The following is an 18,909-nucleotide window of genomic DNA, read 5'->3' on the forward strand; positions in this document are numbered from 1 at the left end:
AATCGTCAGCCGATCTGGATCCAGCGCGAGCCGTGCGGCGGCACGGCGAGGCCGTGAGGTGGGGACCTACCTACTCCTTGAGCCCGCTCGCCGCGATCCCGCGGACGATGAACCGCTGGGCGACCAGGAACATCGCGACCAGGGGCGCGATGGTGACGAGCGCACCGGCGAACAGCGCCGGCAGGTTGACCGACTGCGCGGTCAGGAACGTCGAAAGGGCGATCTGTGCGGTCCACGACGACGGGTCCTGCCCGATGACGAGCGGCCACAGGAACGCGTTCCAGCTTTCGATGAACATCAGCGCCCCGAGCGAGGCGATCATGCTTCCCGAGTTCGGCAGCACCAGCCGCCGGTAGACGCCGAGGTAGCCGAGGCCGTCGAGCCGCCCGGCCTCTTCGATCTCGGCCGGGAACCGCAGGTAGAAGTTGCGGAACAGGATCACCGTGAACGCGCTGAACAGGTTCGGCGCGATAATTCCCCACTCGGTGTCGACCCCGCCCATCGAGCCGACGACGACGAACGTCGGCACGAACGTCACCGACTGCGGGATCATCAGCGTGACCAGCACGTACGTGAAGACGAACCGCCGACCGGGCACGTTGATCCGGGCCAGCGCATAGCCTGCCATCGAGCCGAAGAGCGTGCCGACCGGGGCCGTCACGACCGCGACCAGGAACGAGTTCCACAACGAGTGCGCCATCGGCACCGAAGCGTCGGCGAACAGGTCGCCGAAGTTCACCCACGAGAGTGGATCCGGCAGCCACGCCCAGTCCGGCGAGCTGACCTGCTGCCGCGTCATCAGCGCGTTGCGCAGCATGAGGTAGAACGGCAGCAGGAAGATCAGCGACAGCACCGACGCCAGGACGTACTTCGGCGCTTTCCGGGAAACCGGCAGAACGGCCATCAGTCCTTCTTCCCGAAACCGACGAACCGGCCCTGCAGCAGCGTGATCACGACGATGATCACCGTCAGCAGGAACGCGCCCGCCGAGCCGACGCCGTAGTTCTGGTCGCCGAGCGCGGAGTCGTACAGGTAGACCAGCGGCGGCTTCACCGGCGCGGTCGCCGTGCCGGACAGGCCGGTGCCGAACAGGTTGTAGAACTCGTCGAACGCCTGGAACGCGGCGATGAGGATCAGCAGCAGCACCGCCACCGACGTGTTCCGCAGCTGCGGCAGCGTGATGTAGCGGAACGCCTGCCACCGCGTCGTGCCGTCCAGCTCGCCGGCTTCGTACAGCGACGGCGAGATTGCCTGCAGCCCGGCCAGGAACAGGATCATGTACAGCCCGACCTGCAGCCACAGCCGCAGCGTCACGACCGCGACCCAGTACACCGGCGGGCTCGTCGTCGACAGCCACGGTACCGGGTCGGCGCCGAACAGCCCGCCGACGACGTTCGCGACCCCCGACGGCAGCCCGTCGAACAGCGCCATCTTCCACACCAGCGCGGCGACGACGTACGACACCGCCGCCGGGATGAGGAACACGGTCCGGAAGAACGCCTTGCCGCGCTTGATGCTGTTGATCAGCACCGCGAGCCCCAGCGACGCGACGAAGGTGATCGGCACGATGAAGACCGTGAAGAGCGCGATCGTCGTCAACGATGTCAGGAAGGCGTCGTCGCCCAGCAGGAACGCGTAGTTGCCGAAGCCGATCCAGTTCCCGAGGGTGATGGTGCCGCGGGCGTCGTTGAAGCTGAGCAGGAAGCTCCACGCGATGGCGACGTACTTGAACAGCCCCAGCCCGGCCACCACCGGCCCGGTGAGCACGATGAACGCACCGATCGCCCGCCAGTCGCGACGCCGGCGACGCTTCTTCGCCGGCGACGCCGAGACCGCCGGGGCCTCCATCACGGCCGTCATGCCAGCTGCTTGTCGACTTCGGCCTGCGCCTTCTTCGCCGCGTCGCCGAGTTCGGCGGCCGGGTCGGCCTGCCCGTTCGCGATCTTCGTCGCGGCCTGCAGGAACAGCGTCGCCGACGCCTTGTTCCACAGCCCCGAGTACGACTTGCCGAACTGCTGCGAGATCGTCACGGCGTCCTTCGCGGGACCGCCGGATAACTCGGTCGTCCGCGCCGCGACCTCCTTGCGGGCCGGGATGTGGAAGCCGTACTTGACGCACCACTCCTTCTGCAGGTCGGCGTTCTTGATCCACAGCCAGTCGATGTACTTCTTGACCGCGTCCAAGTTGGCGGACTTCGCGTTGGCCAGCTGGTACCAGCCGCCGACCCGGGCGACCTGCTTGCCCGCGTCCCCGAACTTCGGCCACGCGACGACGCCGAAGTCGTCGCCCAAAGCCTTCTCGATGTCCGGCAGCGACCACAGGCCGCCCCACTGCATGGCCGTGGCGCCTCCGGTGAACGCGCCGGGGTCGGACCAGTCCGTCGGGTAGCCCTGGAGCAGGCCGCCGGTGTCGTGCAGCTGCTTGAGCCCGCCGATCGCGGCGATCGCTTCGGGCGAGGCGAAGGCGACCTTCTTGCCGCTCGCGTCGAAGAAGTCCCCGCCGGACGACCAGAGCAGGAGCGTCGCCGCCTCGCCGACGCCGTCGGTGCCGACGTACAGGCCCTTCTGCTTGCCGTTGTTCAGCTTCCGCGTCGCCTCGAGGAGCTCGGCGAACGTCTGCGGCGGCCGGACGCCCGCGGCCTGCAGCGCGCTCTTGCGGTAGTACAGCATCATGACGTCGTCGATCATCTTGACGCCGTAGACCTTGCCGTCGACGGTCACCGTGTCCAGCGCGGCCGGGCTGAAGTCGCCCTTCACCGGGCCGACCACGTCGTCCAGTGGCGCGAGCAGGCCGTTCTTGACGTTCTGGTACCGGAAGTCGCCGAGCTCGAACAGGTCCGGCGCCTGCGCGGTGAGCATCGCCGAGTTCAGCTTGGTCTCGTAGTCGCCGGCGATCCAGCTGACGTTGATCGCGATGTCCGGGTTGGCCTTGGTGAACTCCTGCGCGTACCGCTGGACCGCCTGCTGCGTCCCGGATTCGCCGTACGCGTGGTACCACTGCTGCAGCGTGACTTTCGCCCCCGAAGCGGCGTTCTTGTTCAACGGGTCTGAAGTGCAGCCCGCGAGGGCCGCTCCCCCGGCAAAGAGGACGGAACCGACCAGGAAGCTTCGGCGATTCATGGGGCTCACGGGACTCTCCTCAAACGGTGTCGGACACGAACAGGCTCTGGACGGCGACCGCGGCCGCACCGCGGGCCCACTCCTCGAACGGCAGCGGCCGGATGACCAGGCCGCACCGGGCGGCGCTGCCGAACGCCTGGACCGCGAAGGTCCGGCGGATCTGGTCTTCGAACAGGTCGTAGGTGGCGACGCCCTCGCCCGAGACGACCACCCGTTCCGGGCCGAACAGGTTGACCAGCGCGGCCAGCCCCAGGCCGATCGCGTGGCCGGCGGCGGCGAACACCTCACGCAGCGGCTCGTCACCGCCGCGGGCCCGCGTCACGGCGTCGTCCATCGACAGCCCGGGTTCGCCGGTGACCTGCCGGGCGTGCGTCAGGATGGCCTCGGTGGACGCGATCGCCTCGACGCAGCCCCGGCCACCACAGTGGCACGACGGCCCGCCGTCGGCGACCGGGACGTGCCCGATCTCGCCGGCGACGCCGTGTGCGCCGCGGACCAGGTCGCCGTTGACCACCAGCGCGCTGCCGATGCCGGTGCCCACGGTGACCAGCGCGAACGACGACGCTCCGACGCCTTCGCCGAACCACTGCTCGGCGACGGCGAGGGCCTTGACGTCGTTCTCCAAGGTGACCGTGAGCCCGGTGGCGTCTTCCAGAAGCGACGCCAGGGGCACGTCCCGCCAGCCGAGGAACGGGGAGTACCGGACGACGCCGGAGGCCCGGTCGACGTCGCCGGACACCGCGACGCCCAGGCAGTAGGCGCGCTCGCGGAGGTGGCCGGAGAGCAGCTCCCCGACGAGGTCGGCCAGCGCCTGGACGACGTGCTCGACGCCGTGGCTGGTCAGGGCGTGGTGGGCGCTGGCCCGGACGTCGGCGCGCAGGTCGGTGACCACGCCGATCAGGTCGTCGCCGGTGATCTTGACGCCGACGAAGTACTCGCGGTCCGGCCGGATGGCCAGGGGGTTCGCCGGACGGCCCGCGCCCGGCGCGGTGCGGCCTTCCGAGGCGAGTTCTTCGAGGTAGCCGGCTTCGATGAAGGGCCGGGCGGCCTTGGTGACCGCGGCGGAGGAGAGCCCGGTGCGGCGGGCGACGTCGACGCGGGAAACCGGCCCTTCGGTCAGGACCGTGGTGAACACGGTCGCGGCCGCGGGACTGGTGATCGGCGCCCTTGCCGGTGCACTGCGAGGCATGGCCGGAAGGGTAGAGAGATTTAATTAACTTCGTCAAGAATTTATTTTCGCGCTGGTCAGCTCTACGCTGTCGGGCATGCCGCTCGTCGAACACGACCCCGCGCACCGGCTCTGGCTGCTGCGCACCCCCGAGAGCTCGTACGCCTTCCGGCTGGACGCCGACGACCGCCCGCGGCACGTCCACTGGGGCCCGCCGCTGACGCTCGCCCAGGCCACCCAGGTCGCCGCGCGCCGCAACCCGGCCGACAGCAGCTTCGACGAGCCCGGCGACGAGCGGCAGGAACTCCCGGCCGAGGGCGGCGCCTTCTTCGGCGTCGCGGCCCTCGCCGTGCAGTACGCGGACGGGACGTCGGCGCTCGAGTGGCGTTACGACGGCTTCGCGCTCGAAGACGACGCACTCGTCGTGCGGCTCGCCGACCGGCACTACCCGCTCGAAGTGTCCCTGCACTACCGCGTCCGCGCGGACGTCATCGAGCGCTGGACGTCGTTGCGGCACACCGGCTCCGGCGAGCCCATCGCCTTGCTGCGCACGGACTCCGCGTCCTGGACGCTGCCCCGGCGCGAGGGCGCCCGGCTGAGCCGGACGTCCGGCGCGTGGAGCGCCGAGTACGGCGTGCTGCGCGAACCGCTGCCGGTCGGCGAAACCACGCTCACCAGCCGCCGCGGCGCCTCCAGCCACCAGGTCAACCCGTGGGTGATGCTCGACGCGGGCGACGCGACGGAGACCGCCGGCGAGGTCTGGAGCAGCGCGCTGGCGTGGAGCGGAAGCTGGCGGATCACCGTGGAGCGCACGCACACCGGCCGCGTCACGTGGACCGGCGGATTCGGGCACGAGCACGTCACCTGGCGGCTGCAGCCGGGCGAAACGTGGGAGACGCCGGTGTTCGCCGGGCTCTACGCGGCCGACGGCTTCGGCGGCACCAGCCGGCGCTGGCACGCCTACGTCCGCGAGTTCGTCCAGCCGCACCCGGGCGAGCTGCGGCCGATCGTCTACAACTCGTGGGAGGCGACCGGCTGGGACGTCGACGAGCGGACGGAGACCGAACTGGCGGCCGCAGCGGCCCGGGTGGGGGCCGAACTGTTCGTCATGGACGACGGCTGGTTCGGCGCCCGCAGCGGCGACACCGCCGGGCTCGGCGACTGGATCGCCAACGAACAGCGCTTCCCGGCCGGGCTGCAGCCGCTGGTCGACGCCGTGCACGCGCACGGGATGCGGTTCGGGCTGTGGGTCGAGCCGGAGATGGTCAACCCGGACAGCGACCTCTACCGCGCGCACCCCGACTGGGTGCTGCACATGGCGAACCGATCCCGGACGACGTTGCGCAACCAGCTCGTGCTGAACTTCGCGCGGCCGGACGTCGCGGACTGGGCGCACAAGTGGCTCGACCGGCTGGTCGGCGAGCACGGCATCGACTACCTCAAGTGGGACATGAACCGCGCGTTCACCGAGGCCGGCTGGCCGGACGCGGGGCCCGGCGCGTCACGCCTGTGGGTCGGCCACGTGCGGGCGGTGTACGCGATCCTCGACCGGCTGCGGGCCGACCACCCGGACCTGCGGATCCAGGGCTGCGCGGGCGGCGGCGGGCGCACCGACCTGGGCATCCTCGCGCGTACCGACGAGATCTGGGCGTCGGACAACACCGACGCGGCCGACCGGATCACCATCCAGCACGGCTACGGCCAGATCTACCCGGCGGGCACCATGTCGGCCTGGGTCACCGACAGCCCGAACCCGGCCACGCACCGGGAGGCCCCGCTGAGCTTCCGGTTCCACGTGGCGATGGCGGGCGTGCTCGGCCTGGGCGGCGACCTGCCGCGCTGGACGGCGGGCGAACTCGCCGAAGCGGCGTCGCTCGTGGCGCTGTACAAGGAGATCCGGCCCGTGGTGCAGCACGGCGTGCTGTACCGGCTGGCGGATCCGGCGGTCTCGGCGCTGACGGCGGTGCAGTACGTGCTCGGCGATTCCGCCGTCGTGTTCTTCTGGCGGCGGCCGACGGAGTTCGCGCGGCCGTACACCCCGCCGCGGCTCGCGGGGCTGGATCCGGCCGGGCTCTACCGCGATCAGGACGGCGCCGAGCACCACGGGGCCGTGTTGCTGAACCACGGGCTCGACGTCTCGTTGCCGGGCAGCGGGTACGCGAGCGCGGTGGTGCGGCTGACTCGCGTGGGCTGAATTGGCAATGACATCTGGGGCTCCGCCCCAGGTCGGGGGCTCCGCCACCCGAACCCCGAAAACTGTCGGTGGGGTGCCTTACGCTGTCGTCGTGGCCAAGATCGCGGTGACCCGATGGATTCCCGACGACGCGGTGAAGCTCCTCGCCGAGGCAGGCGATGTGGAGGTCTCCCCCGCCGATCGTCCGCTGACCCCTGCCGAACTGCACGAGTTCGTCGGCGGGGCGTCTGCGGTCGTCGGCATGCTGCACGACCGGCTCGACGGCGCGCTGGCCGAAGCCGCCGGGCCGGGGCTGAAGGTGGTCGCGAACGTCGCGGTGGGATACGACAACGTCGACGTCGCGGCGCTGGCTTCGCGCGGTGTCGTCGTCACGAACACGCCGGGCGTGCTCACCGACGCGACCGCCGACCTCGCCTTCGGCCTCCTGCTGGCCGTCACGCGGCGGATCGGCGAGGGTGAACGGCTGCTGCGCTCTCGCACGCCGTGGTCGTTCCACCTCGGCTTCCTGCTCGGGTCCGGGCTGCAGGGCAAGACGCTGGGCATCGTCGGCTACGGGCAGATCGGGCGGGCGATGGCCCGCCGGGCGGCGGCGTTCGGGATGTCCATCGTCTACTCCGGACGGTCCAAACAGGACACCGAGGCCGAGTACGTGTCTTTCGAGGAACTCCTGGCGCGCTCGGACGTCGTTTCCCTGCACTGCCCGTTGACGCCCGAGACGCGGCACCTCATCGACGCCGGTGCGTTGCGGGCCATGAAACGCAGCGCGTACCTGGTGAACACGACCCGCGGCCCGGTCGTCGACGAAGCCGCGCTGGCCGACGCGCTGGAGGCCGGGGAGATCGCCGGCGCGGCGCTCGACGTGTTCGAAAAGGAGCCGGAGGTCGAGCCGCGGCTGCTCGGCCGGGACGACGTCGTGCTGAGCCCGCACCTGGGGTCGGCCACGGTCGAGACCCGGACCGGGATGGCCGTGCTGGCCGCCCGCAACGTCGCGGCGGTGCTCGCCGGGCGTCCCCCGCTGACGGAGGTGAAGCCGTGACCCGGGTCGTCATCGCGCCGGACAAGTTCAAGGGCAGTCTCACCGCGGTCGAGGCCGCGGAGGCGATCGCGCTCGGGGTGCGGGATGCCTTGCCGGACGCGGAAATCGTCACCTGCCCGGTCGCCGACGGGGGCGAAGGCACCCTGGACGTCCTGGAGGCGGCGGGCGCGCGGATCGTGCGGCTGACGGTCCGGGGGCCGCTCGAGGAGTCCGTCCAGGCGCGGTATGCGGTGCTGGACGGCACGGCCTATGTGGAATCGGCGCGGGCGTGCGGCATCGAATTCGTCGAACCGTCGCCGGCGACGGCGCTGGCCGCGCACACCTGGGGCGTCGGCGAACTGCTGGCGGACGCGCTGATCCACGGCGCGAAGGCGCTGGTGCTCACGGTCGGCGGCACGGCCAGCACGGACGGCGGAGCCGGGATGCTCGGCGCGCTCGGCGCGGGCGTGCTGGACGCGTTCGGCGCGCCGGTCGGCCTGGGCGGCGGGACGCTGGGCCGGGTCGCCTCGGCCGAGCTCACGCCGGTGCGGGAGCGGCTGGACGGTGTGCGCGTGGCGGTGGCGACCGACGTGACGAACCCGTTGCTGGGCCCGGAAGGCGCGGCGGCGGTGTTCGGGCCGCAGAAGGGGGCGGGACCGGCGGAGGTGGCGACGCTCGACGAAGCCCTGGGGCGGTGGGCGCACGCACTGCAGGTGGGCGGCGCGCCGGACGTGTCGCGGGTGCCGGGAGCCGGAGCGGGCGGCGGGGTCGCGGCCGGGGCGATCGCTCTCGGCGCGAGGGTGGAATCGGGGTTCGAGCTCATCGCCGGGCTGACCGGGGTCGACCGGGCGCTCGAAGGTGCGGATCTGGTGATCACCGGCGAGGGATCATTGGACGAGCAGAGCCTGAACGGCAAGGCGCCGGCGGGGATCGCCGAGCGGGCCCGGGGGATTCCGTTGATGGTGCTGGCGGGGCGGATCCAGCTCGACGCCGCCGGGTTGGCGCGGCTGGGAGTCGTGGGGAGCAGCGCGCTGGTCGACCACGCGCCTTCGCTGGACTACGCGCGGGCGCACGCGGCGGAACTGCTGCGGGCGCGGGCGGCGGAGCTGGTGCGGGCTTGGAAGGAGGCGAGGCAGTAGGACGAGCGCTGCGGGACCGGCCGCGCGGCGGCCTGAGGGAGCGGCACTCGCGGAGAAGCGCGCTCCGGCATGAATGGGCGGCGCCCGTCGGGAGGTGCGCTCCGGCATGAACGAGCGGCGCCCGCGGAAAGGCGCACCCCGCATGAGGCAGCGGCGCCCGTCGAGAGGTGCACTCCGGCATGAACGAGCGGCGCCCGCGGAAAGGCGCACCCCGCATGAGGCAGCGGTGCCCGTGGAAAGGGGCGCACTCCGGCAGAGCCGACCGCGGAGAAGCGCTCAGCGAGCGACGCCCGCGGAGGAGCAACTCCGCCGTGAGCTGGTCGCAGGCGACCGCGGCGAGCGGCGAGCGTTCGCCGAACCTGTGACGCCCGCGAGCGAACGGACCTTCCGCACCCGTGGAGCGAAAGGCCCGTCCGCCGCGGTCAGCTCGTGTGCTGAGGCAGTACGGCGAACGCCACGCCGCCGGCTTCGTCCTCCTGGACGTCCAGCACCTTGTCGTCGAGCAGGGCCGCCGCCTGGGGTTCGAGGAAGACCTTCGGGCCCTCGTCCGCTCCCAGCACGCTGTCGCCCTCGGCCGGTTCGGGAGCCACCGACAGGGCCAGCTGGGCGCTTTCCCCGTCGGCTTTCTCGACCGCCAGGCGCAGCCCGGCGTCGCCCTCTTCCTGGCCCGTCAGTGCGGTGATCGCCTCGGCGGCGGCTTCGGTCACGGTCAGCATCTTCGGCCTTCCCTTCGTCGCGGTCCGATGCACTGGTGCCCCACGCTAGGGGCGCCCGAACGGGTGTGCAGGCTGAGCGGATCAGCCCTCCCGGGACGCGCGGATGGCGTCGGCCACCGACTCGCCCGCGTAGATCGCCTGTTCGCCCCGGTCCGGGCCGGTGTGCCGCTGGGGCACCGTGTCCTCCGGGACCACCGGCTCGAAGTCCGGCGGGGCGTCCTCGATCGTTTCGTCGAGCTCCGCCGCCGGCGTCGCGGCCAAGGGGCGGTCCGGGATCGGCTCCGGCTCGGTGTCCGGGACCTCTTCGGACAGGCGCAGGTCCATCGGCTCGCCGTCGCGGATCTCGCGGGGCGTGGTGCCGTAGCGGTCCGCGGCACTCCAGTGCTCGGGCGGCTCGACGCCCTCTTCGAGCGGGTCCACGCGCAGCTCGTCCTCGTCCAGCGCCTCGCTGGGGCTCAGGCTTTGCGGTTCGGCCGAGTCACGGTCACTCACAGGGTCTCCTGGCGTCGGAAATGTCGTCGACGGTGACCTACCCCGCTGGTCGGGGCCCCGAAACCCCGCGGTGTCACGGGGATCACATTTCTTCAACGGGTTTAACACATTCACAAGTTTGTGAATGCCGGGTAGCTTGGGATCATGGCCACCACCAGGTGCGCACCGGATCGCCGGCTGCTCGCCACCGATCCGGACCGCCACCACGAGCTGGGCACGCACGCCGCGTGGTACGTGGTGGCCGGCGTGGTGACGACCGGCATCCAGGCCGTCCTGTTCCTCCTGCTGCGCGACGAGCTCGGCTCCCAGGTCGCGAACCTGGTCGCGATCGCGCTCACGACAGTGGGGAACACGGAGTTCCACCGCCGGGTGACCTTCGCCGGGCGGCGCAGCAATGCGGGGAAGCGGCACCTGCAGGACGTGCTGACGTTCGCCTTCTACGCCCTCTACGGCTCGGCGGTGCTGGCCCTGCTGGACGCCCTCGTCGACCGGCCGACGTCGTGGGAAGAGACCGGCACGCTGCTGCTGGCCAGCCTGGTCGGCGGCTTCGTGCGGTTCGCGGTGCTGCGGTGGTGGGTCTTCGCCCACCAGACCGAACCGGCCGCCGCGCGCACCAGCTGACGCCGGCAGCTCCAGCCCGCACCGAACCGGCCACACCCGCCCGCACCGGCTAGCGTCAGCACCCGTGGCCCCCGATGACATCAAGCCCCACGCGGGCGGCACCGAACCGGACTACCGGTTCACCCTGGCCAACGAACGCACCTTCCTCGCCTGGCTCCGCACCGCCCTCGGGCTACTCGCCGGCGGTGTGGCCGTGCACCAGCTCGTGCCGTCGCCCGCTGCCGCCAGTGCGGTGCTTGCCGGGCTTTGCGTCGTTCTCGCCGGGATCCTGGCCGCGACCGCCTACCCGCGGTGGCGGCGGGTCCAGATCGCCATGCGGGCCGGGGAACCGCTGCCGCCGAGCCGGCTGATCCTGGTGCTGACCGGCGGGCTGCTCGCCCTCATCGTCGCCGCGGCCGTGTTGCTGGTGCTCTCGTGAGGGACAACAACCCGCAGCGGACGGTGACGGCCGCCGGCGCCGGCTCCGCCGTCCGACATCCCCAGCGAGAGCGCCCCGTCGGCGTGACCGGGCTTCGACGTTCGCCGCGAATACCGCTCGTTCGCGATTATCGTGACGTCATAAGTACCGTCATGCCGCCCCGGATCCGGCCGTGACCACCCCGGATGGCGCCCAAGCCGAGCGCACTGGGCTCGCTTGGCGGCGGACCGCCTTGGCGTCGGCCGCCTGCACCGTGCTGCTCCTTCACTCGGCCGCACAGCACCACTGGGGCCTCTCTCTCATCCCCGCACTGCTCGCCGCCGTTACATCTGCCCTGCTAGCGGCCATCGGCGCGCGGCGGGAACGCGCCTTGCGCGCCCCCGAACCCGGTCCGGCGAGCCCGGCACTGCCCGCGATCGCGTCGCTGGCCGTGACCGCGACGGCCGCCTCCGTGGTCATCCTCCACTGACGGGTGAAGTCGGCACATCCTGAAACAGATTAATCGCAATGTGCGGCGCCGGGTCGCGGGAACATCACGGTCGCTCCTGCTAACGGGGTATTGGTCGTTGAAATCTGGACTGACTCGGGTGGAGGTGCTTACGATTACCCTGCGTCGCACGGACCGCAGATCAGCCCGGATCTCTCGGAGCCTCTGCGATGGATCAGTTACGGAGTGTTGAACCCCCGGCAGCGACGGTCGAGGGTCGGCCGGGGAGACGACCATGACAGCACCGCCGAGGACCACCGAACAGCCCGCTTCGGAGCTTCGCGATTATCGGGCTCCCGAGCATCTGCCGCGCCCGGGCGGGCGGCTCACCAAGGAAGATCTCGACCCCCTGGTGAAGGACGCCGGCGGCGGCAACCCCGCCGCCATCCACTCGCTGCTGCAGATGATCGAGCCGGTGGTGGTCCGCTACTGCCGCGCCCGCATGGGCGGCCGCGACCTGTCCTACCTGTCGGCCGACGACGTCGCCCAGGAAGTCTGCCTCGCCGTCCTCAAGGCCCTGCCCGACTACCAGGACCGCGGCGGCTCCTTCCTCTACCTGGTCCACGCCATCGCCGCCAACAAGGTTGCCGACGCCTACCGCGCCGTCGCCCGCGACCGCTCCGAGCCCGTCCCCGAGCTCCCGGAGCGCCCGCTGGTCGCCGGCAACGAACCCGAAAGCCACGCCCTGCACCTGGACCTCGGTGCCCGGCTCGGCAAGCTGCTCGCCTCCCTGCCCCGCGTGCAGCAGGAGATCCTGACCCTGCGCATCGCCGTCGGCTTCTCGGCGACCGAAACCGCCGAAGCACTCGGGATCTCCCCGGGCAACGTCCGCGTGACGCAGCACCGGGCCCTGACCCGCCTGCGCGGCATGATCCGCGACGACGAGTTCTGACCGACCACGCCAGCGGCGGGCGGGGACACCCTTTCACCCCCTGGAGGGGGTGTCCCCGCTCGCATCCAGGCCGTAGACCGCGCGGGCGTTGTGCTCGAACACGGCCAGGCGCTCGGCGTCCGACAGCGATCCGGTCAGCGCGATCGCCGCGTCCACGACCACCTCGTACGACGCCGCCAGTTCGCAGACCGGCCAGTCCGAGCCGAACAGCAGCCGCCCGGGGCCGAACACGTCCAGCACGTGGTCCACGTACCGGCGCAGGTGCCCGACCTCCCACCCGGACCAGTCCGCCTCGGTGACCAGCCCGGACAGCTTGCACACCACGTTCTCGTGCGCCGCCAGCGCGGCCACGCCGGAGGCCCACGGCTCCCACTCCCCCGTCGCGATCGGGGGCTTCGCCGCGTGGTCGAGGACCAGGCGCAGCTCCGGCAGCCGCGCCGCCAGCGCCGCCGCCGCGGGCAGCTGGGGCGCCCGGACGAGCAGGTCGAACGCCCACCCGCCCGCCGCCACCGCACCCAGCCCGGCCAGCACCTCGGGACGCAGCAGCCAGTCGTCGTCCGGCTCGTTCTCCACCTGGTGCCGGATCCCGGACAGGGGCCCGTCGAGGGCGGCCAGCCGGTCGGCGACGTCCGGGGCGGTGAGGTCCACCCAGCCGACCACGCCCGCGATCACCGGCTCCGCCGCCGCCGTCGCGAGGAACTCCTCGGTCTCCTCGGCCGACGACACCGTCTGGACCAGGACCGTCGCGTGCACCCCCGCCGCCTTCGTCACCGCGCGCAGGTCGTCGACGGTGTACGGGCGGCGGATCGGGTCCAGGGCGTCCCCCGCCATCCAGGGGTACTCGCGCCGCGAGGGGTCCCACAGGTGGTGGTGCGCGTCGATCATGAAACTCCCTCGGCGATCACGACGTCGGCGCGCAGCAGCCCCGCGCCGATGAGCTCGGTCCACAGCTCCGGCGGCACGACGGCCCGCGCCCGCCGCGCGTTGACACTCACCTGCTCGGGATCATGCGCGCCGACGACCACCGACGCCACCGCAGGGTGCGCCATCGGCAGCGCCAGGGCGGCTTCCGGCAGCTCGACGCCGTGCCGCGCGCAGACCTCGGCGATCCGCCGCGCGCGCTCGACCAGCTCCGGCGGCGCCTCGGCGTAGTCGTAGACGCGCCCCGGCTCGGCGGTCGCCAGGATGCCGCCGTTGAACGCGCCGCCGACGACCACCGTGACCCCGCGCTCGGCGCACAGCGGGAACAGCTCGTCCAGCGCCGGCTGGCCGAGCAGCGTGTACCGGCCGGCCACGAGCAGGATGTCGAGGTCGGTGCGGCGGACGAACTCGGCGGGCAGCCGCGTCTGGTTCATCCCGGCGCCGAACGCGCCGATCACGCCCTGCTCCCGCAGTTCCCGCAACGCCGGGAAGGCACCGCGCAGGGCCTCGTCGAAGTGGTCGTCGGGGTCGTGGACGTACACGACGTCGACGCGGTCGAGCCCCAGCCGGGTCAGGCTGTCCTCCAACGACCGCAGGACGCCGTCGCGGCTGAAGTCCCAGCGGCGCTTGTACGCGGCGGGGACGGCGAAGCCCTCGTCGTCCGTCTCGCCGGCGCCGTCCGGGTTCGGCTCCAGCACGCGGCCGACCTTCGTCGAAAGCACGTACTCGTCACGCGGGTACGAACGCAGCGCCGCACCGAGCCGGATTTCGGACAGTCCGAGGCCGTAGTGCGGCGCGGTGTCGAAGTAGCGGACGCCCTCGTCCCACGCGCGGCGCACGGTCGCGGCCGCCGTCTCGTCGCTGATCGCGTGGTAGAGGTTGCCCAGCTGCGCGCAGCCGAGACCGAGCGGGGACAGGGAGAGTTCCAACGCCGTCACTCCTTTTCCGGCAGTTCCCAGACCAGCCCGATGCCGGTGTCGTTGCCGGAGTAGTCGTCTTCGACGGCCAGCAGCTCGGCCATCCGGGCCTGCCACGGGACGTTCGCGGGGTGGTCCCGCAGTGCCGCCCGCATCGCCGCGTAGTCGTCGACTTCGACGACGTGGAAGAGGTCGAGACCGTTACGCCAGATCCGCCACGTCCGCACGCCGGCTTCGCGCAACGCCGTGTCGAGCTCGGGCGGGATGACCGCGTGGACGGACTCGTACTCGGCCTCCTTGCCGGGCTTGAGCCGGGTGTGCAGAGCCACTCTTTGTGGTGCGGGCTGGTGGGTCATCACCACTCCTTCGCCGGAACATGGCACGCTGGGGAGGAACACGAAACATCCGAGGTCTGTTGCAGGGAAGGGCGGACACCGTGCCCGTCACCGATGTCGCGATCGACAAGATCAAGGACATGATCATCTCCGGGGAGCTCGCCCCGGGCGACCGGCTGCCCAAGGAGGCCGAGCTGGCCCAGCGGCTCGGGCTTTCGCGCAGTTCCCTGCGGGAGGCCGTGAAGGCGTTGTGCCTGATCCGCGTCCTGGACGTCCGGCAAGGCGACGGCACGTATGTCACCAGCCTCGAGCCCAACCTGCTGCTCGACGCCATGACGTTCGTGGTCGACTTCCACCGCGACGACACCGTGCTCGACTTCCTGGCCGTGCGCCGGATCCTCGAGCCGGCGGCGACCGCGCTGGCCGCGCTGCACATGAGCGACGACGACATCACCGAGCTGGGCACCCTGCTCAGCGAGCTGGAGGACTCGCCGACCGTGGAGGCGCTGGTCGCCAACGACCTGCAGTTCCACCGCAAGATCGCCGACGGCTCCGGCAACCCCGTGCTCTGCTCGCTGCTCGACAGCCTCTCCGGGCCGACCGCCCGCGCCCGCATCTGGCGCGGCCTCACGCAGGAGGGCGCGGTCGCGAAGACCCGCGAACAGCACACGGCGATCTACGAGGCCATCGCCGCGCGCGAGCCGGAGCTGGCCCGTTCGTGGGCGACCGTGCACGTCGCGGGCGTGGAGCAGTGGCTGCGCAACGCCCTGGGCACCGCGGACGATCCGACCGTGCCCGACTCGGACGACGGGCCGGCCGCGGCAGCCTCCTGACACACCCACCTCCTCGCAGTGGTCCGATCTTCACGCGGCGAGCGTCAGGTTTGGGGCTTTCCGCCCGCGTACCGGGCGATGATCAGCGCGACCAGGATGATGGCGCCGTAGATCGCGCCCTGCCACTCCGCCGTGACGTGCGCGTAGTTGAGCAGGCTCGACACCGACGACAGCAGCAGGACGCCGGTCAGCGCGCCGACCAGCGTGCCCTTGCCGCCGTCGAGCGAGACGCCGCCGATCACCGCCGCCGCGAACACCTGCAGGATCATGCCGGATCCCTGGTTCGCGCCCAAGGCCCCGACGTATCCGGTGTAGGCCAGACCCCCGATTGCCGCAAGGATCCCGGCCACGACGAACACCGCCCACGCGATCCGGTCGACGCGCACGCCCGCCGCCCGCGCGGCTTCGCGGTTGCCGCCGATGGCGTACAGCGCACGGCCGACGCGGTGGTAGCGCAGCACCCAGCCGGCGACCGCGAACAGCAGCGCCGCCAGCCACACCGACATCGGCAGCCCGGCGAACGTCGTCGTCGCCAGGTTCGTGAACGAGTCGGGCAGGTTGAACAGCGTTTTGCCCTTGGTCGACCCGACCTGCACACCGCGCAACACGGTCAGCATCGCCAGCGTCACGATGAAGGCGTTCAGCTTCAGCTTCACGATCAGGAAGCCGTTGACGAACCCGACCAGCGCCCCGCACAACGGGATGATCAGCAACCCGATCGCCGCGGGCAGCTCGACGCCGAAGCCGGCCGACGCCGCCGGGATCACGACCATCGCGCCCAGCGCGGGCGCCAGGCCCATGGTCGATTCCAGCGACAGGTCGAACTTGCCGGTGATCAGGACCAGGGACTCGCCGAGCACGACCAGCGACAGCGCGGCCGATGCGGTCAGGATGCTGACGATGTTGCTCCAGCCGACGAACGTGTCGTCGACCAGGCCGCCGATCACGAACACCACGACCAGGGCGGGCAGGAGCGCGAGTTCACGCAGCCAGACGGCCTTGCGGCGCCGGGGTGGCGCGGGCAGCTGCGTCGTGGGGGAGGTCATCACGTCGGTCACGAAAGCTCGACTCCTTCGATGTCGGCCACGAGGTCGCCGTCGGACCACCCGGCCTGGTGTTCGGCGACGACGGTCCCGGCGCGCAGCACCAGGACCCGGTCGCTCAGGCGCAGGTCGTCGAGCTCGTCGCTGACGATCAGCACCGCCTTGCCCTCGGCGCGCACCCGGTCGACGACCGCGAGCAGCGCCTCCTTCGACTTCACGTCCACCCCGGCGGTCGGGTTGATCAGCACGACCACCCGCGGGTCGCCGATCAGGGCCCGCGCCAGCACGACTTTCTGCTGGTTGCCGCCGGAGAGGTCCGACACGGGCTGCTCGGCGCTCGCGGCCACGATGTCGTAGTCCTTCAAAGCCTGCGCCGCCTTCGCGCGCCGGGCGGCGGGCGACGCGATCCCGCCACGGCCCATCCGGTCCAAAATGGACAGAGTCGTGTTGTCGGCGATCGAGTGCTCCAGGACCAGTCCTTCGTGGTGCCGGTCGCGCGGCACGCAGCCGATGCCGGCCCGGATCGCCGCCGGGATGTCCCCCGGCCGCAGCGGCGAGCCGTCGACGCGGATCGTGCCCGCGGACGGCGTCCGCAGGCCGTAGACCGTCTCCGCGACCTGGTGCTTGCCGCTGGCGTTGCTGCCCGCCAGCCCGACGACCTCGCCGCGGCGCAGCCGGAACGAGACGTCCCGGAAGCCGTCGCCGGAAAGCCCGTCGACCGCGAGGATCTCGGCGGCGTCCGCTTCCAGCGACTCCCGGGAAGCGGCGTCACGGACCGACAGGCCGCCCGGTTCGCCGGTCATGGCGTCGACCAGCTGGGCCTTGCCGACCTCGGCGACCGGCGCGGTGAGCACGTGCTTCGCGTCGCGCAGCACCGTGACGGCCTGGCAGACCTCGTACACCTCGTGCAGGTGGTGCGAGATGAACAGGAACGTCACCCCGCCCGCCTGCATCTGGCGCATCCGGTCGAAGAGCCGCTCGATGGCCTGGCTGTCCAGCTGCGCGGTCGGCTCGTCGAGGACGATGAACCGGGCGCCGTAGGACAGCGCGCGGGCGATCTCGACGAACTGCCGGTCCTCGACCGAGAGGTCCCCGGCCGGGGTGTCGACGTCGACGTGCACGTCCCACGAGTCCAGCAGCTCGCGAGCCTTGCGCCGCAACGACTTCCAGCCGATCGAGAACCCGCCGCCGGCCTGCCGGTTGAGGAACAGGTTCTCGGCCACGGTGAGCTGCGGGACGACCATCGCGTGCTGGTACACGCAGGCGACGCGCGCCTTCCAGTCGTCCTGCCTGGTCAGGGGCGGGGCCGGCACCCCGGCGAACTCGACGTGCCCGGTGTCCGTGGCGGACAGGCCGGTGAGGATGGAGACGAGCGTCGACTTGCCGGCCCCGTTGCGCCCGACGAGCGCGTGCGACTCGCCGGGGTGCACGGTGAGGCTGACGTCGTGGAGCGCCACGGTGGGGCCGTAGCGCTTCCCGACTCCTACGGCGCTGACCACCGGGACGGCGGATTCGCCGGCGGGCAGCGCGGTCACAGGTTGTTCCCCCACAGGGCCTTGTCGTCCACGTTGTCCTTGGTGATGACGGGCGCGGGCAGCTGGTCTTCGAGGATGCCGGGGCTGATCTCGACGATGGTGCTGCCGTGGTCGGTCGGGCCCGGCTTGAACGTCTCGCCCGCCATGGCCTTCTTCAGCCAGTACAGGCCGTACTTCGCGTACGCGTCGGCCGGCTGGGACACCGTGGCGTCCAGCTCGCCGGCGCGGATCGCGGCCAGTTCCTGCGGGATGCCGTCGTTGGACACGAGCACGATGTGCTTCGGGTCGCCGACCGGGAAGAACAGGTTCTTGCGCTTGAGCGCCTGTTCGGTCGGGGCCAGGTAGACCCCGCCGGCCTGCATGTAGACGCCCTTGATGTCCGGGTTCGCGGTGAGCATGCTGTCCAGGCCGGAGGACGCCTTGTCGGCCTTCCACTCGGCCGGGATCTCCAGCACCTGGATGCCCGGGTACTTCTGCTTCATGCAGTCGCGGAAGGCTTCCGAGCGGTCGCGGCCGTTGACCGAGGCCAGGTCGCCCATGATCTGCACGACCTTGCCCGACTTGACCTTCGTGCCGATCGCGTCGCACGCCTTGGTGCCGTAGGCCTTGTTGTCGGCCCGCACCACCATCGCGACCTTGCCGCTTTCGGGAGCGACGTCGACCGCGACGACCGGGACGCCCTTGTTCTCCGCCTGCTTGAGCCCGGCGACGATGGCCGCGGAGTCCAGCGGCGTCACGACCAGGCCCTTGACGCCCTGGTTGAGGAAGGTGCCGATGTCGGTGATCAGCTTCGCGGGGTCGCTGTCGGCGTTGACCGTCGGGAGGACGTCGACGCCCTCCTCCTTGGCCATCTTCGGCACGTAGTTGTTGTAGGCCTGCCAGAACGGCGAGGTCAGCAGCGGCAGCGTCGCCCCGACCTTGCCGCCCGCGCCACCACCCGCCGCGGGCGCCGACGCGTTGTCCTTAGTGGACCCACAGGCGGCCAGTACCAGGCCGCAGGCGGCGACGGCGGCCACCTTGATCACCTTCGTGCGCACAGCATCCTCCTTGATGACGGCGGGGAA

20 protein-coding genes are annotated in these 18,909 nt (G+C 71.4%); 8 read left to right on the forward strand and 12 right to left on the reverse strand.

The window, feature by feature from the left end; all coding sequences use genetic code 11:
* Positions 1-70: 70 nt before the first annotated feature.
* The 4 genes from AB0J55_RS22655 to AB0J55_RS22670 all read right to left on the reverse strand — a co-directional run bounded on the left by AB0J55_RS22655 (position 71) and on the right by AB0J55_RS22670 (position 4,308).
* The gene (locus AB0J55_RS22655) at positions 71-904 is read right to left on the reverse strand and encodes a carbohydrate ABC transporter permease (protein WP_364251605.1); all 834 of its coding nucleotides are present in this window, start codon (positions 902-904) and stop codon (positions 71-73) included.
* Positions 904-1,860, reverse strand: a complete 957-nt coding sequence (locus tag AB0J55_RS22660; RefSeq protein WP_364251608.1) for a sugar ABC transporter permease — start codon at positions 1,858-1,860, stop codon at positions 904-906. Before AB0J55_RS22660 ends, AB0J55_RS22655 begins: the two co-directional genes overlap by 1 nt.
* Positions 1,857-3,041 carry an extracellular solute-binding protein gene (locus AB0J55_RS22665; RefSeq protein ID WP_364251611.1) on the reverse strand — a complete coding sequence of 395 codons (1,185 nt, stop codon included), beginning with the start codon at positions 3,039-3,041 and terminating at the stop codon, positions 1,857-1,859. Before AB0J55_RS22665 ends, AB0J55_RS22660 begins: the two co-directional genes overlap by 4 nt.
* Positions 3,042-3,138: 97 nt before the next feature.
* Positions 3,139-4,308: an ROK family protein gene (locus AB0J55_RS22670; protein ID WP_364251613.1), complete on the reverse strand. Its 1,170-nt coding sequence runs from the start codon at positions 4,306-4,308 to the stop codon at positions 3,139-3,141.
* Between the two features lie 76 nt (positions 4,309-4,384).
* Between AB0J55_RS22670 and AB0J55_RS22675 the strand changes: the two genes are divergently transcribed.
* The 3 genes from AB0J55_RS22675 to AB0J55_RS22685 all read left to right on the forward strand — a co-directional run bounded on the left by AB0J55_RS22675 (position 4,385) and on the right by AB0J55_RS22685 (position 8,635).
* On the forward strand, positions 4,385-6,481 hold the full coding sequence (locus AB0J55_RS22675) for an alpha-galactosidase (RefSeq protein WP_364251616.1): 2,097 nt from the start codon (positions 4,385-4,387) through the stop codon (positions 6,479-6,481).
* A 91-nt stretch (positions 6,482-6,572) separates the two neighbouring features.
* Positions 6,573-7,517 (forward strand): D-glycerate dehydrogenase, encoded by a 945-nt coding sequence (locus AB0J55_RS22680; RefSeq protein ID WP_364251619.1) that lies wholly within the window; start codon positions 6,573-6,575, stop codon positions 7,515-7,517.
* Positions 7,514-8,635 carry a glycerate kinase gene (locus tag AB0J55_RS22685; RefSeq protein ID WP_364251621.1) on the forward strand — a complete coding sequence of 374 codons (1,122 nt, stop codon included), beginning with the start codon at positions 7,514-7,516 and terminating at the stop codon, positions 8,633-8,635. The genes AB0J55_RS22680 and AB0J55_RS22685 overlap by 4 nt, the downstream gene beginning before the upstream one ends.
* Positions 8,636-9,057: 422 nt before the next feature.
* Here AB0J55_RS22685 and AB0J55_RS22690 read toward each other — a convergent pair whose 3' ends face one another.
* Both AB0J55_RS22690 and AB0J55_RS22695 read right to left on the reverse strand, forming a co-directional pair.
* A complete protein-coding gene (locus AB0J55_RS22690; RefSeq protein ID WP_364251624.1) occupies positions 9,058-9,351 on the reverse strand; it encodes an iron-sulfur cluster biosynthesis family protein in 294 nt (97 codons plus the stop codon).
* Between the two features lie 81 nt (positions 9,352-9,432).
* Entirely contained in the window at positions 9,433-9,843 is a 411-nt protein-coding gene (locus AB0J55_RS22695) for a hypothetical protein (RefSeq protein WP_364251627.1), read from the reverse strand.
* Positions 9,844-9,987: 144 nt separating this feature from the next.
* Between AB0J55_RS22695 and AB0J55_RS22700 the strand changes: the two genes are divergently transcribed.
* The 4 genes from AB0J55_RS22700 to shbA all read left to right on the forward strand — a co-directional run bounded on the left by AB0J55_RS22700 (position 9,988) and on the right by shbA (position 12,261).
* Positions 9,988-10,464 carry a GtrA family protein gene (locus tag AB0J55_RS22700; protein ID WP_364251630.1) on the forward strand — a complete coding sequence of 159 codons (477 nt, stop codon included), beginning with the start codon at positions 9,988-9,990 and terminating at the stop codon, positions 10,462-10,464.
* A gap of 64 nt (positions 10,465-10,528) precedes the next feature.
* The gene (locus AB0J55_RS22705; protein WP_364251632.1) at positions 10,529-10,882 is read left to right on the forward strand and encodes a DUF202 domain-containing protein; all 354 of its coding nucleotides are present in this window, start codon (positions 10,529-10,531) and stop codon (positions 10,880-10,882) included.
* Between the two features lie 172 nt (positions 10,883-11,054).
* On the forward strand, positions 11,055-11,351 hold the full coding sequence (locus tag AB0J55_RS22710) for a DUF202 domain-containing protein (protein WP_364251634.1): 297 nt from the start codon (positions 11,055-11,057) through the stop codon (positions 11,349-11,351).
* A gap of 253 nt (positions 11,352-11,604) precedes the next feature.
* Positions 11,605-12,261 (forward strand): RNA polymerase sigma factor ShbA, encoded by a 657-nt coding sequence (shbA, locus tag AB0J55_RS22715; RefSeq protein WP_364251637.1) that lies wholly within the window; start codon positions 11,605-11,607, stop codon positions 12,259-12,261.
* Positions 12,262-12,294: 33 nt separating this feature from the next.
* Here shbA and AB0J55_RS22720 read toward each other — a convergent pair whose 3' ends face one another.
* Genes AB0J55_RS22720 through AB0J55_RS22730 form a run of 3 tightly spaced genes read right to left on the reverse strand, consistent with a single transcriptional unit; the run spans position 12,295 to position 14,455 of the window.
* Entirely contained in the window at positions 12,295-13,146 is an 852-nt protein-coding gene (locus AB0J55_RS22720) for an amidohydrolase family protein (protein ID WP_364251639.1), read from the reverse strand.
* Positions 13,143-14,111 carry an aldo/keto reductase gene (locus AB0J55_RS22725; protein ID WP_364251642.1) on the reverse strand — a complete coding sequence of 323 codons (969 nt, stop codon included), beginning with the start codon at positions 14,109-14,111 and terminating at the stop codon, positions 13,143-13,145. Before AB0J55_RS22725 ends, AB0J55_RS22720 begins: the two co-directional genes overlap by 4 nt.
* Before the next feature lie 5 nt (positions 14,112-14,116).
* On the reverse strand, positions 14,117-14,455 hold the full coding sequence (locus AB0J55_RS22730) for an L-rhamnose mutarotase (protein WP_364251645.1): 339 nt from the start codon (positions 14,453-14,455) through the stop codon (positions 14,117-14,119).
* A gap of 80 nt (positions 14,456-14,535) precedes the next feature.
* On the opposite strand from AB0J55_RS22730, the gene AB0J55_RS22735 reads away from it, so the two are divergent.
* A complete protein-coding gene (locus AB0J55_RS22735) occupies positions 14,536-15,267 on the forward strand; it encodes a FadR/GntR family transcriptional regulator (RefSeq protein WP_364251648.1) in 732 nt (243 codons plus the stop codon).
* A 44-nt stretch (positions 15,268-15,311) separates the two neighbouring features.
* Here the strand turns inward: AB0J55_RS22735 and AB0J55_RS22740 are convergent, their stop codons facing one another.
* The 3 genes from AB0J55_RS22740 to AB0J55_RS22750 are packed head-to-tail and all read right to left on the reverse strand — an operon-like array spanning position 15,312 to position 18,882.
* Positions 15,312-16,325: an ABC transporter permease gene (locus tag AB0J55_RS22740; protein ID WP_364251651.1), complete on the reverse strand. Its 1,014-nt coding sequence runs from the start codon at positions 16,323-16,325 to the stop codon at positions 15,312-15,314.
* Positions 16,322-17,845 carry a sugar ABC transporter ATP-binding protein gene (locus AB0J55_RS22745; RefSeq protein ID WP_364251654.1) on the reverse strand — a complete coding sequence of 508 codons (1,524 nt, stop codon included), beginning with the start codon at positions 17,843-17,845 and terminating at the stop codon, positions 16,322-16,324. Before AB0J55_RS22745 ends, AB0J55_RS22740 begins: the two co-directional genes overlap by 4 nt.
* Positions 17,842-18,882, reverse strand: a complete 1,041-nt coding sequence (locus AB0J55_RS22750; RefSeq protein ID WP_364251656.1) for a sugar ABC transporter substrate-binding protein — start codon at positions 18,880-18,882, stop codon at positions 17,842-17,844. Before AB0J55_RS22750 ends, AB0J55_RS22745 begins: the two co-directional genes overlap by 4 nt.
* Between the last annotated feature and the right edge of the window lie 27 nt (positions 18,883-18,909).

The organism is Amycolatopsis sp. NPDC049688, from assembly GCF_040674975.1.
Taxonomy (GTDB): domain Bacteria; phylum Actinomycetota; class Actinomycetes; order Mycobacteriales; family Pseudonocardiaceae; genus Amycolatopsis.